The following is a 12,974-nucleotide window of genomic DNA, read 5'->3' as shown; positions in this document are numbered from 1 at the left end:
AAAGACATGAACCTTCTCCTCACAGGCGTAACCATTACCGATCCGAATAGTCAGCATAATCAGAAAATCTGTGATGTTCGTGTGGTACAGGGAAAAATCGCTGAGATTGAGCCTACTTTAAAGCCATTGGAAAACGAAACATTAATCAATGGTAAGGGAGCTTTTCTTGCGCCAGGATTTTTTGACCTGAACTGTTCCATTGGAGATCCGGGGTTTGAGACCAAAGAAGATATCAAAACGGCTACCGCTGCTGCTCAGGCTGGCGGGTTTACTGGTCTTGCAGTTTTACCGCATACCAAGCCTGTTGTACACTCGAAAGGGGAAGTAGAATATATTATCAATAAAGCTAAAAATAACCTGGTTGATATTTATCCGCTGGGCGCGATCAGCCATGACCTGGAAGGAAAAGAGCTGGCCGAACTTTTTGATATGAAAAATGCGGGAGCAATCGCTTTTACTGATGGAAATAAACCAATCACAGATGATGGGTTTATGAGCCGTGCGTTGCAATACTGTAAGGGAATCGATGGTTTACTGATTGTATACCCTGAAAATAAAGCAATTGCAGGTAAATCGCAGGTTAATGAAAGCAAAACAAGTGTACTACTTGGGATGAAAGGTATGCCTGCACTGGCAGAAGAAATGCATATTTCAAGGGATATTTTTCTGGCTACCTATCATCAGGCGCCTGTACATATCACCAGTATTTCTACCGCGGGTTCAGTTGCACTAATTAAAAAAGCAAAAAAAGATGGTTTGCAGATCTCCTGTGATGTTGCCGCGCATCATTTGGTATTCACTGAAGAACTGCTGAACGATTTTGACAGCAATTATAAAATTAAACCGCCATTACGCGGAAAATCAGATATAAAAGCCTTATTGGCAGGATTAAAAGACGGTACTATTGATGCGATTTCTTCGCAGCACCGTCCGCATGAACCTGAATTTAAGGATGTGGAATTTGAGATTGCAGCCTACGGAATTATCGCTTTACAGACAGTATTGCCTTTATTGGTGAAAGCCGGGCTGGATGCTTCGCAGATTGTGGAAAAACTTTCAATTAACCCACGTAAATTACTTAAACTTCCCGTACCTGTAATCGCAGCCGGTGAAAATGCAAACTTTGTACTTTTCGGGCTGACAGAAAAATGGGAATATAACAGTAAAAGTAACTTTTCGAAGTCGAGAAATACCCCTTTATTAAATCAAACCCTTACAGGGAAAGTTCAACTCGTTTATAATAACAATCAATTTCAAGTATATGGATAGTAAAGTACAGAGCGCTCTTGTAGCCTCATTAGATAAATTTGCAGCACTTTCAGGTAATGACTCTTTAAAATTACAACAGGATTTACTGGATGTTTTCAATAAGGACCTGGGCTTTTTAGAGAAGGTAGAAGAATTTGATGGTGTATTTGATGAATACCCGGCTTTTGATGAACTAAGAGAAGTTTATTTCGATTTATTAATGATCAACTTCTTTGCAAGTGATATTAAGAAACTGGAAGAAGATTACCTGGATACAGATGAGTGGGCGGATATCGAAGAAGATACTATTGATCGTGGAACAGAGTTATTAAACCTGTTGTTATACATCAATGAGTGTCATGATGAGCAAATCAAACCGGAACTGGGAGATTTCTTAAGAGAATTCTTACTGGTAGAGGAAGATGAGTTCCAGGATGAATTCCATATCTATGAAGATTTGATCAGCAATCAGCAATTAGCAGATAGCAGTATTGAAGATATCATCAGCCATAAAGCAATGATTGATCTTGGAGAAGAAATGGAAGAATTATTTGTTCCGTTTATGAGTTTCTTTAATCAGCCAAAAGCGAATGAGCAAGCATTTAAAGATCTGGAAGAATTCAGTGCAAATAAAGAGTTTGATACTGCGGTATATACTTTAATTGCTGTTTTCAACGAAAAAAACTAATCAGGGTTTTATGGAACAAGAATTAAAGCAAATAGAGATTAAGCCGAATAAGGTTGCTTTTCAGGCAGCTATTGTATTTTCAATCTATACACTGGCGCTGGTTTTTATATTTAAACTCCTGCATATTGATACGCAGGATGAGAATATTAGTATTCCTACCCGGATTATCAGTATGGTTTGTACTTATGTTCCGTTTGTACTTGCAATTTTATATGCACAGACAAAACACAGAACTGAACTAGGCGGATATATCACTTTTGGCAGGGCTTTTTCTGCCGGATTTAAGGTTGCGGCTTATTCAGGCTTATTTATTGCTGTGTTATTTGTTTTATACTATAAAATACTTGACCCTTCGGCTTTAGATCATGCTGTAGAGTTAGCAGTTGAAAAAGCTGGAGATAATGAGAAAGCAGCTAAGGGAGCAGCGATGATGAAACCTTATTTGGCCATATTTATAGGTTTTGGAGCCGCTATGACTTATACTATTTTTGGATTAGTGCTTAGCCTTATTGGTGCTGTTATACTGAAAAAAGAAAACCCTGCTGTCTAATAATCGTTTAAATTTTAAACGGACGCTTAAGGGTGGCTAAATAACAAGATAAATTATAAACGTGCGGGTTTTATCATTTTAATTGATAAAATTTGCACGTTATTTTTAATACACATTATACCTGCATGGATATTTCTGTTGTCATTCCCCTATTTAACGAAGACGAATCATTGCCCGAACTGACCACCTGGATTGCCAGGGTGATGGCCGACAATAATTTTTCTTATGAGATTCTTTTTGTTGACGATGGCAGTACTGATACGTCATGGCAAGTAATTGAGGAATTGAAAAAGACTTATCCTGCTGTCAAAGCGATTAAGTTCAGACGTAATTATGGAAAATCGGCCGCATTGAATGTAGCTTTTGAAGCTTCACAGGGCGATGTGATTATTACTATGGATGCAGATTTGCAGGATAGCCCGGATGAGATTCCAGAGTTATACCGCAGAATCAGGGAAGAGAAGTTTGACATCATCTCCGGATGGAAAAAGAAACGCTACGACCCGATTACCAAAACTATTCCTACTAAATTATTTAATGCTGCAACACGCAGAATGTCTGGTATACAGCTGAATGATTTCAACTGTGGTTTAAAGGCATATCGTTCTGATGTAGTGAAAACCATAGAAGTTTATGGCGAAATGCACCGTTATATACCGGTGATCGCTAAATGGGCAGGATTCAAGAATATAGGCGAACAGGTTGTGGAGCACCGGGCACGTAAATATGGGGTAACCAAATTTGGTTTCAGTCGTTTTATCAATGGTTTCCTTGATTTGTTGTCTATCTTCTTTGTTGGAAAATTCGGTAAAAGACCAATGCACTTTTTTGGTTCACTCGGTGTACTGAGTTTTATGATTGGTACAATCATGACCTTATGGATTATCGGTGAGAAATTATATCATATTTCCATGAACCTGCCAATCAAAAGAGAGGTTACAGATCAACCTGGATTTTATATTGCATTAGTAGCCATTATTGTAGGCTCACAACTCTTTCTTACTGGGGGTTTGTAGCTGAACTGGTTACGCGTAATGCGCCTGAACGTAATGACTATCTGATAGAAAAAGAAATTCTTTAAGCATGTTTTTCTCGATCATCATTCCCTTATATAACAGGCCGCAGGAGATTGACGAACTACTAGCCACTTTATGTCTGCAAACTTATATGCAATTTGAGGTCGTAGTGATTGAAGATGGATCTTCACTGACCGCGAAGGATATTGTAAACAGGTATGCAGATAAACTGGATATTAAATACTTCTTCAAACCAAACGAAGGACAAGGTTTTGCCCGGAATTATGGTTTTGAAAGAGCAAAAGGCGATTACTTCGTCATCTTCGATTCTGACTGTCTGATCCCGCATGATTACCTGGAGACCGTTAAAGATTATTTATATGACCATCATCTGGATGCTTACGGAGGCCCGGATGCAGCTCATGATAGTTTTACCCCGGTACAAAAAGCAATCAGTTATGGCATGACCTCAATTTTCACTACCGGGATCAGGGGTAATAAAAAGCATGTCGGTCAATTCCATCCGCGCAGTTTCAATATGGGTGTTTCCAGAGAGGTCTGGGAGAAAGTTGGCGGTTTTAAATTAACCAGGCTGGGAGAGGATATTGAATATAGTATCCGGATCCATCAGAGTGGTTTTAAGATCGGATTGATTCCCGGAGCTAAAGTTTTTCATAAAAGAAGAACAAGTATGTTCCAGTTTTATAAACAGATTCACTTTTTTGGCCGTGCCCGTATCAATATCTATAAGCATTTTCCTTCTGAGCTGAAATTGGTACATTTTTTTCCGGCAGTATTCACTTTAGGCATCATATCTGTCTTATTATTGAACTTATTTTATCCGCCTCTGGCTTATTTGGGGAATATTTTTCTTCTGGTATACTTTATGTTGATATTTTTTCATTCCCTGGTGCTTAATAAATCGTTGAAAGTTGCATTTTTGAGTATTATTTCCTCATTCATACAATTGACAGCTTACGGATTAGGATTTATACAAGATTTTTTCAAAAGAATAGTACTTAAAAAACAATGATAAACTTTTTAAAGGAGAGCACATTTATAGTGAATGTAGTTATCCGCAAATCCTGGGAAGTAACTAAACGGAATTATTTTTCCATCGCTACTTTATGTTTCCTGATGTTCATTACTTCTAATGCTTCGAGTTTAATGGCATTTTTTCTGAAAGATGTCAATAAAGGGTTAAGCATATTAATGGCGTTCTTTTTTGCTTTATTGTATTTTACAATCAACCTTTCTCTGCTGAAATATATCTTTCATCTGCTGGATAATGAGGAGAGAGATGTAAGTATTGTAAGCACATTACCTACCCGTCAGCAAATCATCCGGTTTATTGTCGGTATGCTTTATTTTATGCTGGTGATTATCGGTGTTTATGCAGTGGTCATCCTGGTTGCATTTCCTTTTATCTATACAGGCATAAAAATGGCTGTGATTACGAATATTGCGGTATCAGTAGGTATTGTGGCGATATTTATCACCTGGGTACGTATTTCATTTTTCCCTTTCTTTATTATTGATAAAAATCAGCCGCCTTTTGGCTCTTTGAAATTCAGTCTGGCGATTACTAAAGGTAATTTTACCAAAATATTAATGTTATTACTCGTTTTGGGTGGGTTTCATGTCTTGTATTTATTCCTGAATTACCTGCAATGGCCAGTAATTGCTTTTTTTGTTAATATATTAAGCTCATTTATCATTGTTCCTTTATCTAGTGTAGCTTTGACCATCGCCTATAGAATGATGATGGGAGCCTACAAAGGTGATGAGAATGATATTATTCATAACATAGTTTAAAACCAGTTTATGGGATTAAAAGCGGCATTAAGTAAACCGTTTGCAGCCTTTATTGTAAAAGGGGTAAATAAATGGAAAAAAGATGCGGTAGCTGCACAGAAGGAAACTTTGCTGCAGCTGATCGATGCGGCAAAAGATACTGCTTTCGGTAAAGACCATCATCAATTTCATCCATCAAAAACTACGAAGATTTCAAGAAGCAGGTTCCGGTGAGGGACTATGAACAGTTGCGGCCTTATATTGACCGGGTTGTAGCAGGAGAGAAAGATGTGATGTGGAAGGGTAAACCTGCTTACTTTGCAAAAACTTCTGGTACGACTTCTGGCGCAAAGTATATCCCAATCTCTAAAGAGTCAATGCCTGAGCATCTTAAAGCTGCCCGTAATGCATTACTGACTTATATCCACGAAACCGGAAATGCCAGTTTTGTAAATGGCAAAATGATCTTTTTACAGGGAAGTCCTGTAATGACTGAAAAAAATGGAATTAAAGTAGGCCGTTTGTCTGGTATTGTAGCGAATCTTGTGCCTGCCTATTTACAGAAAAACAGGCTGCCATCTTATCAGACTAACTGTATTGAAGACTGGGAAGAAAAGGTAGATGCGATTGTACAGGAAACTTATCATCAGGATATGACCCTAATTTCGGGAATACCACCCTGGGTACACAGATGTATTTTGACAGACTGATTGAAAAATCAGGAGGTAAACAGATCAAGGATATCTTTAAAAACTTCCAGCTATTTGTTTACGGAGGGGTAAATTATGAACCTTACCGTGCGAAGATTGAAAACAGTATAGGCAGAAAAATTGATGCGATAGAAACTTATCCGGCGTCAGAAGGATTTATTGCTTATCAGGATAGTCAGCAGGATAAAAGTTTGTTATTACTTGCTAAAGCGGGAATGTTCTATGAATTTATCCCTGCTGATGAATACTATAATGATAACCCTGCACGTTTGAGTCTGGAAGAAGTTGAACTGGATAAAAACTATGCTTTGATATTAAATACCAATGCCGGATTGTGGGGTTATAGTATTGGGGATACAATTAAGTTTGTCTCTAAAAATCCTTATAAGATTTATGTTACCGGAAGGATTAAGCATTTTATCTCGGCTTTTGGTGAACATGTGATAGGGGAAGAGGTTGAACAGGCTCTTTTATCAGTTGCAACGAACAGGGCGTAGGAATTACAGAATTTACTGTAGCTCCTCAGGTGAATCCTCAGGCTGGTGAATTGCCTTACCATGAATGGTTTATCGAATTTTCCAAAGCTCCGGCAGACCTTGGTGCTTTTAGTAAAAAAGTAGATAAGGCACTCCAAGAAAAAAATATTTACTACTTTGACCTCATTGAAGGCAAAATTTTGCAGCCGCTGGTTATTCGGACTTTACAAAAAGACGCGTTTGTTACTTATATGCGTTCGGAAGGTAAGCTGGGGGGGCAGAATAAAGTTCCCCGTCTGTCTAATGATAGAAAGATTGCAGACAGCCTGATTAATTTGATTAATACGATTTGAAAAATATAGCAATACTGGGGTCCACGGGATCTGTTGGTACCCAAGCACTAGACGTTATCCGTGCAAATCCTGAATTATATAAGGTGAGCGCATTGACGGCTAATGCAAATGCTGAATTATTGATTCAGCAAGCCATTGAATTTAAACCTGAACCTGAACTGGTTGTTATTGGCGATGAAGCTCAATATGCTCAGGTGAAAGATGCATTGTTGGGTAAAGGAATAAATATCCTTTGCGGGGAAGATGCTTTATGTGAAGCGGCCTCTTTACCAGGTGCTGACTTCGTATTGACTGCAATTATGGGGTCAGTTGGTTTGAGACCAACTATTGCTGCTATCAAGGCAAAGAAAAAGATTGGCCTGGCGAATAAAGAGACTCTTGTGGTAGCGGGGGAACTGATTACGCAACTGGCTGCCGAAAATGGTGTAACAATTATACCCGTAGATTCTGAACATTCTGCTATCTTTCAGTGCCTGGTAGGCGAAGAGCTGGATACGATAGAAAAAATATACATCACTGCTTCTGGTGGTCCTTTCAGAGGTAAAGACCGGAGTTTCGTAGAAAAAGTAAAGAAAGAACAAGCTTTAAAACACCCTAATTGGGTGATGGGAGCGAAGATCACTATTGATTCTGCTACCCTGATGAACAAGGGGCTTGAAGTGATTGAAGCCAAATGGTTGTTTAACCTTGATATCAGTCAGATTGATGTGATTGTACACCCTCAGTCTGTAATTCATTCTATTGTGCAGTTTAACGATGGGTCAATGAAAGCACAGATGGGCGTTCCGGATATGAAATTGCCTATTCACTACTCTATGGCTTATCCAAAGAGAATAGAAAGCAAATTTCCACGTTTTAACTTCATGGATTACCCTGAATTAACTTTCTACAAGCCAGATCTGAATACTTTCCGTAATCTTCAATTAGCTTATACTGCGTTGGAAAGAGGTGGAAATATGCCTTGTATTATCAATGCTGCTAATGAAGTGGTTGTTGAGGCATTCCTGAATGACCGCATCGGATTCCTCGAAATGAGCGATGTAATTGAGCAATGTATGTCTGATTTGGCTTTTATTCAAGTGCCCAGCCTGAATAATTATTTAGAAACTGACCATCATACGCGTATATTTGCCCGTCAGTTAGTAACAAAAAAAAAAATTTAGCGATCTAATATTCAAAAGTAAAAAACACTATATAAAATATGAACGGATTAATTATGGTTGCCCAGTTGTTACTGGGATTATCAATATTAGTAATCTTGCACGAATTAGGACATTTTCTTGCGGCGCGTGCCTTCGGTATTAAAGTTGAGAAATTCTATCTGTTTTTTGATGCATGGGGAGTAAAATTATTCAGCATCAAACGTGGTGGTGTAGAGTATGGTATTGGCTGGCTGCCTTTGGGTGGTTATGTGAAAATTGCCGGAATGATTGACGAATCTATGGATAAAGAGCAGATGGCATTGCCTCCTCAGCCATGGGAATTCAGATCTAAACCAGCATGGCAGCGTTTAATCGTGATGCTTGCGGGTATATTTGTGAACATCGTAGTTGGTATTTTTATTTTCTGGATGTTAACTTTCAAATTCGGTGAAACTTTTATTCCAAACAGTTCTGTTAAGAATGGGATTAATCCTGGAAGTATAGGAAGAGAGATCGGACCAAAACAGGGTGATCATATTATCGCGGTAAATGGTAAAAAAGTTATTCGCTTTGATGAGCTGACCAGTTCAAAAGTATTATTGGATAATACGAACCTGACTGTTGTACGTGATGGTAAAACTCTTGATATTAAAGTTCCTGATAATCTTTTAAATAAGGTTGCGGATCTTGGTCTGGAAGAATTTATCAGCCGTACTCCATTATTGAGCACTGTTGTAGATACTGTTGTAGCGGGCCGTTCGGCCTTTAAAGTGGGAATGAAAAAAGGTGACAGGATTGTTGCCGTTAATAATGTTCCCGTGAAATTTGATGCAGATATACGCAGAGAGCTTAAAAAAGAGAAAAACAAAAAGCTGATTGTTGAAGCTTATCGCGGAACAGAGAAGCTTAATTTTGAGGTGAATACTGACAGTGTTGGAACGATCGGTATGGGCTTCAATCCAAACGAGATTAAATTTGAAACGGTTAACTATGGCTTCTTTGAAGCTTTGCCAATCGGTGCAAACCAGGCCTGGATTACGTTCACTGATAATGGAAAAGGTATCTGGAAAGTATTAACTGGTAAAATTAAGGCTAATAAAGCATTTGCCGGCCCTGTTGCTTTGGCACAGAAGGTTTATGGTGGTGTTTGGATCTGGTCACATTTCTGGGCTTCTACTGCATTAATTTCTATTGCTCTTGCCTTTATGAACTTATTGCCAATCCCGGCACTGGATGGTGGACATGTGGTCTTCCTGATTGTGGAGATGATTAAAGGAAAACCTGTAAGTGATAAGTTTCTGGAAGGGGCGCAGATGGTCGGTTTCGTAATTTTACTGAGTTTGATGGTATTTGTGCTTGGTAACGATATATTCAAAGCCTTTATTCAGTAGTGTTGTATGAACTATTTTGAGTTTTATGATCTTCCGGTATCATTTAATCCGGATGCTGCACTTGTAAAACAGCAGTTTTATGCGCAGAGTAAGAAGTACCATCCTGATTTTTATATCAATCATTCTGCTGAAAAGCAGGATGAGGTGCTGGAATTATCTACACTCAACAATAAGGCTTACCAGGTACTTGGTGATCCGCAGAAGCGACTTCATTATATCCTGGAATTAAAAGGGATACTGACAGAGGGGGAGAATTATTCTTTGCCTCAGGATTTCCTGATGGAAATGATGGATGTGAATGAGGCTTTGATGGAATTGCAGTTTGAACCGGATGCTGTGAAGCTGGAGGGGATCAAAAAAGAGGTTGAAGATATTGCCTGTAATATACAGCAGGAGCTGGATAGTTTATTCCATGCTTTTGATACGCAGAATAAAGCCGATGAGGATACGATATTGAAGTCTGTTAAGGATTTATACTATAGAAAGAAATATTTGAACAGGATCAATGACAGTGTTCTTAAGCTGGAATAGGGGATAGGTGTCCCGCCAATGTAAAAAATAAAGATAACCGGGCATTGCTGTCCCGGTTTTTCTATTTTTGGAGAAATCTGAATTTATGAGCACTTTTCCCTTTTTAGAAAAGTAGCGGTTGCTGAAGGTATTTCTTACATCGCACTGATTTTTATCGCTATGCCATTGAAGTATTTTGCGAACATGCCGTTAGCTGTAAAATATACCGGATGGGCACATGGTGTGTTATTTATGTTTTATGTAGTGATGGTAATCATGTGCTGGATGGAGTATAAATGGAAAGTTGGAAAGACGATTTTGATATTTTTAGCTTCATTATTGCCCTTTGCTCCATTTTATGTAGATAAGAAATTAAAGGAAGAGCCTGTAGGTCAGGTTAAAGCATAATAATAAGGATTATTTGAAAATAAGTCTTGGATATATTGCCTTGAATATATAGATTTGCATCCCGCTTAATAAGCAATGCCCAGTTGGCGGAATTGGTAGACGCGCTGGTCTCAAACACCTGTGGGAAACCGTGCCGGTTCGACTCCGGCACTGGGTACGACTCAAAAGCCTTCGATGAAATATCGGAGGCTTTTTTGGTTTTTAGTTATTCGTATTGATCAGATTTACCATTACTTTCACCATCATCTCCTTTTCATCAGATTTACTCTCAGCAATCATTAATGTTAATGCAACTAATGCATTATCTGCGATTCGTTTTGAACCGTCCTCTCTATATAGAATTCTATTCTTTTCCATGAACCAGACGAAAAGATAAGCTGCTATTCTTTTATTACCATCAGAGAATGAATAATTTTTGACTACAAAATATAATAAAAATTGGCTGCTTTTTCCTCTATACTTCTGCTCCGGCAGCAATCAGTTTGGTTACTGACTCTTCCGAACGTGCTAATCCTAAAACCTGGTGCCCATTGATTAATAATTCCTGTACTACTGCCGCTCCTACGAAACCTGTAGCGCCTGTAACAAATACTTTCATTTTGATATAATTTAATGAAGCAAAGTTCAGATTTCGCTTCTGCACTCTTGTAGCCGAAAAGTATTTTCTTGTAGCCGAAAAATTTAATTGAAAGACTTTCTGAATTCCAAAGCGAAACATTTGTCTTTGTCTTGAAAAGTTTGCTAAACGATTGTGAATGTTCAAAGCCCAATTGATAAGCAATTTCCGAAACGGAAAGATTTGTAGTTGATAATTTTTCTTTAGCTTTTTCTATGATTGCGTTCTGAATGTATTGTTGTGAGTTTAGCCCTGTCAATGAACTCAACATGTCACTCAAATAGCGTTGTGATAGCTTTAATTGTGTACTGATATATTTCACTGATGGCAAGCCGTTTTTCAGACTGTTTTCTTCTTCAAAATAACTGTTTAAAAGTTCGTCCAAAGAAGTTATGATGTCGTGATTTATTGCTTTCCTCGTGATAAATTGCCTGTTGTAAAAACGATTGCTGTAATTCAATAACAATTCTATTTGGGACACCAAAACATCTTGGCTGAAACTGTCAATATTGTTGTCTAATTCATTGGCTATTGTAGCAAATAAATTGGTTATGATTTCTTTTTCCTTTGCCGATAGAAATAAGGCTTCTGAAAAACATCGTAAGAGAAAAAGCCATACTGATTTATTGTGCTTCCTAACGGATAATTTCGGATAAAGTCCGAATGGAAATACAAAGCAATCCCTTCATAGCTTTCTTTGTCTTCCGGTGGAAAAACGATTTGTTTTGGCTTCAAAAATGCTAATCCGCCTTCTTCAAAATCATAATATCCTTGTCCGTATTTTATCTGTCCTGTGAATGTAGGCTTAAAGGAAATTTTGTAAAAATCAAGACTTACTTTTTGCCCTTTTGGAAACATTTCAATCGAAACATTATTATAATCAACCAATGCAATCAGTGGATGCAATGGTGCAGGAACTCCCAAGACACGCACAAGTTGCGATATACTTTTAATGTGATTTATGTTAGATTGTTGTTGCATTTTTCGTTTACGAATTTAATCAATTTTGTTTTGACGGGCGAATAACTATATCTCCAATTTCAACATCGTTAGGTTGGCTTAATGCATAAATCACAGCGTTAGCAATGGCTAAGGATTTATGGCAATTTGTTCCATTCCTTTTTGAATAGTTGTTTTCATTTCTTGGTTTTTTATGTTGTTCGCAAAGTCTGTTTTCACAAATCCGGGCGAAATGCCAGTAATGCGTATATATCCTTCTGACTCTTGACGAAAGGCTTCTGCAATAGTGCGAATGGCATTTTTAGTTCCTGCATAAACGCCTTGCATTGGGACAATCTTTATTCCTGAAGTTGAAATGATATTGACGATATGTCCTGATTGTTGTTGTTTGAAAATAGGAATTGCAGCTGCCATCCCATACAAAACGCCTTTGAGGTTAATGTCAATCATTTCTTCCCAACCATCTATATCCAATTCGTCTATACGGGCTAATTGGCTGACACCTGCGTTGTTTACAATGACATCTAATTCTCCGTATTGCTCAACTGCTGTATTTACCAACCGGACTAAATCGGCTTTATTCTTTACATCAATTTTAGCACAGGTGGCTTCACCACCTGTGCTTTTAATTTCTTCAACAATTTGTTGTAATTGTTCTGTTCGCCTTGCACCCAAAACAACCTTTGCACCGTTTTTTGCTAATTCTATTGCAATGGCTTTACCCATTCCACTACTTGCACCTGTAATAGCAACTACTTTTCCTTTAATATTTTGCATTGATGTTAGCTTTTTATTTGTCTATTTGTTTTTCTAAAAATTCAGGATAACGGTCGCCTACAAGTGTAATTCCATTTACCGTTGTATCAATTTTTGCAAGTTCATCGACTGTTAATACAATGTTTGTACTTCCAATGTTTTCGTCTAAACGGTGCAATTTTGTAGTCCCTGGTATTGGTGCTATCCACGGCTTTTGAGCTAATAGCCAGGCTAATGCTAACTGGCTGGTTGTAATGTTTTTTTGTTGAGCAATTTCCGAAAGCGCATCTACTAAAACCAGGTTGGCTTTTATGTTTTCTTCGCTGAAACGAGGAATAATGTTTCTACGGTCGATA

General features: G+C 38.0%; 14 protein-coding genes, 1 tRNA gene and 3 pseudogenes. 12 read left to right on the top strand and 6 right to left on the bottom strand.

Annotated features, from left to right (window positions below; translation table 11 throughout):
• Positions 1-6 precede the first annotated feature (6 nt).
• From ACWYN3_RS20215 to ACWYN3_RS20160, 12 genes and pseudogenes are all read left to right on the top strand, one after another.
• Positions 7-1,269 carry a dihydroorotase gene (locus ACWYN3_RS20215; protein ID WP_456222734.1) on the top strand — a complete coding sequence of 421 codons (1,263 nt, stop codon included), beginning with the start codon at positions 7-9 and terminating at the stop codon, positions 1,267-1,269.
• Positions 1,262-1,936 (top strand): hypothetical protein, encoded by a 675-nt coding sequence (locus ACWYN3_RS20210; RefSeq protein ID WP_456222733.1) that lies wholly within the window; start codon positions 1,262-1,264, stop codon positions 1,934-1,936. The genes ACWYN3_RS20215 and ACWYN3_RS20210 overlap by 8 nt, the downstream gene beginning before the upstream one ends.
• 10 nt (positions 1,937-1,946) lie before the next feature.
• A complete protein-coding gene (locus ACWYN3_RS20205) occupies positions 1,947-2,486 on the top strand; it encodes a DUF4199 domain-containing protein (RefSeq protein WP_456222732.1) in 540 nt (179 codons plus the stop codon).
• A 125-nt stretch (positions 2,487-2,611) separates the two neighbouring features.
• Positions 2,612-3,567 (top strand): annotated as a pseudogene (locus ACWYN3_RS20200) (glycosyltransferase family 2 protein).
• A 2-nt stretch (positions 3,568-3,569) separates the two neighbouring features.
• Positions 3,570-4,535, top strand: coding sequence for a glycosyltransferase (locus tag ACWYN3_RS20195; RefSeq protein WP_456222731.1), 966 nt, complete (start codon positions 3,570-3,572; stop codon positions 4,533-4,535).
• Positions 4,532-5,317 carry a hypothetical protein gene (locus ACWYN3_RS20190; protein ID WP_456222730.1) on the top strand — a complete coding sequence of 262 codons (786 nt, stop codon included), beginning with the start codon at positions 4,532-4,534 and terminating at the stop codon, positions 5,315-5,317. The genes ACWYN3_RS20195 and ACWYN3_RS20190 overlap by 4 nt, the downstream gene beginning before the upstream one ends.
• Positions 5,318-5,326: 9 nt before the next feature.
• A pseudogene (locus ACWYN3_RS20185) lies at positions 5,327-6,835 on the top strand (GH3 auxin-responsive promoter family protein).
• Positions 6,832-7,998: a 1-deoxy-D-xylulose-5-phosphate reductoisomerase gene (locus tag ACWYN3_RS20180; protein WP_456222729.1), complete on the top strand. Its 1,167-nt coding sequence runs from the start codon at positions 6,832-6,834 to the stop codon at positions 7,996-7,998. The pseudogene ACWYN3_RS20185 and the gene ACWYN3_RS20180 overlap by 4 nt, the downstream one beginning before the upstream one ends.
• Positions 7,999-8,036: 38 nt before the next feature.
• Positions 8,037-9,368 carry an RIP metalloprotease RseP gene (rseP, locus tag ACWYN3_RS20175; RefSeq protein WP_456222728.1) on the top strand — a complete coding sequence of 444 codons (1,332 nt, stop codon included), beginning with the start codon at positions 8,037-8,039 and terminating at the stop codon, positions 9,366-9,368.
• 6 nt (positions 9,369-9,374) lie between these two features.
• Complete coding sequence (gene hscB, locus ACWYN3_RS20170; RefSeq protein ID WP_456222727.1) at positions 9,375-9,899, top strand: Fe-S protein assembly co-chaperone HscB; 525 nt, start codon at positions 9,375-9,377, stop codon at positions 9,897-9,899.
• An 81-nt stretch (positions 9,900-9,980) separates the two neighbouring features.
• The gene (locus ACWYN3_RS20165) at positions 9,981-10,286 is read left to right on the top strand and encodes a DUF3817 domain-containing protein (protein WP_456223089.1); all 306 of its coding nucleotides are present in this window, start codon (positions 9,981-9,983) and stop codon (positions 10,284-10,286) included.
• A gap of 77 nt (positions 10,287-10,363) precedes the next feature.
• Positions 10,364-10,443: transfer RNA gene (locus tag ACWYN3_RS20160), tRNA-Leu, on the top strand.
• A gap of 44 nt (positions 10,444-10,487) precedes the next feature.
• Here the strand turns inward: ACWYN3_RS20160 and ACWYN3_RS20155 are convergent.
• From ACWYN3_RS20155 to ACWYN3_RS20130, 6 genes and pseudogenes are all read right to left on the bottom strand, one after another.
• Complete coding sequence (locus tag ACWYN3_RS20155) at positions 10,488-10,643, bottom strand: hypothetical protein (RefSeq protein ID WP_456222726.1); 156 nt, start codon at positions 10,641-10,643, stop codon at positions 10,488-10,490.
• A gap of 97 nt (positions 10,644-10,740) precedes the next feature.
• The gene (locus ACWYN3_RS20150) at positions 10,741-10,884 is read right to left on the bottom strand and encodes an NAD-dependent epimerase/dehydratase family protein (protein ID WP_456222725.1); all 144 of its coding nucleotides are present in this window, start codon (positions 10,882-10,884) and stop codon (positions 10,741-10,743) included.
• A 157-nt stretch (positions 10,885-11,041) separates the two neighbouring features.
• Positions 11,042-11,173, bottom strand: a pseudogene (locus ACWYN3_RS20145) (helix-turn-helix domain-containing protein); the annotation flags it as partial.
• A gap of 278 nt (positions 11,174-11,451) precedes the next feature.
• Positions 11,452-11,835, bottom strand: a complete 384-nt coding sequence (locus ACWYN3_RS20140; protein WP_456222724.1) for a hypothetical protein — start codon at positions 11,833-11,835, stop codon at positions 11,452-11,454.
• Positions 11,836-11,991: 156 nt separating this feature from the next.
• Positions 11,992-12,639, bottom strand: coding sequence for an SDR family oxidoreductase (locus ACWYN3_RS20135; protein WP_456222723.1), 648 nt, complete (start codon positions 12,637-12,639; stop codon positions 11,992-11,994).
• Positions 12,640-12,652: 13 nt separating this feature from the next.
• Positions 12,653-12,919 (bottom strand): aldo/keto reductase, encoded by a 267-nt coding sequence (locus tag ACWYN3_RS20130; RefSeq protein WP_456223088.1) that lies wholly within the window; start codon positions 12,917-12,919, stop codon positions 12,653-12,655.
• Between the last annotated feature and the right edge of the window lie 55 nt (positions 12,920-12,974).

Source organism: Pedobacter sp. NJ-S-72 (assembly GCF_053890575.1).
The sequence above is the reverse complement of the archived record's forward strand: the minus strand, read 5'-3'. Positions and strand labels throughout refer to the sequence as shown.

What these genes read in the sequence shown, in the direction of transcription:
- ACWYN3_RS20215 (WP_456222734.1), top strand. Translation starts at nt 7, where the DNA reads ATGAACCTTCTCCTCACAGGCGTAACCATTACCGATCCGAATAGTCAG.
- ACWYN3_RS20210 (WP_456222733.1), top strand. Translation starts at nt 1,262, where the DNA reads ATGGATAGTAAAGTACAGAGCGCTCTTGTAGCCTCATTAGATAAATTT.
- ACWYN3_RS20205 (WP_456222732.1), top strand. Translation starts at nt 1,947, where the DNA reads ATGGAACAAGAATTAAAGCAAATAGAGATTAAGCCGAATAAGGTTGCT.
- ACWYN3_RS20195 (WP_456222731.1), top strand. Translation starts at nt 3,570, where the DNA reads ATGTTTTTCTCGATCATCATTCCCTTATATAACAGGCCGCAGGAGATT.
- ACWYN3_RS20190 (WP_456222730.1), top strand. Translation starts at nt 4,532, where the DNA reads ATGATAAACTTTTTAAAGGAGAGCACATTTATAGTGAATGTAGTTATC.
- rseP (WP_456222728.1), top strand. Translation starts at nt 8,037, where the DNA reads ATGAACGGATTAATTATGGTTGCCCAGTTGTTACTGGGATTATCAATA.
- hscB (WP_456222727.1), top strand. Translation starts at nt 9,375, where the DNA reads ATGAACTATTTTGAGTTTTATGATCTTCCGGTATCATTTAATCCGGAT.
- ACWYN3_RS20155 (WP_456222726.1), bottom strand. Translation starts at nt 10,643, where the DNA reads ATGGAAAAGAATAGAATTCTATATAGAGAGGACGGTTCAAAACGAATC.
- ACWYN3_RS20150 (WP_456222725.1), bottom strand. Translation starts at nt 10,884, where the DNA reads ATGAAAGTATTTGTTACAGGCGCTACAGGTTTCGTAGGAGCGGCAGTA.
- ACWYN3_RS20135 (WP_456222723.1), bottom strand. Translation starts at nt 12,639, where the DNA reads ATGCAAAATATTAAAGGAAAAGTAGTTGCTATTACAGGTGCAAGTAGT.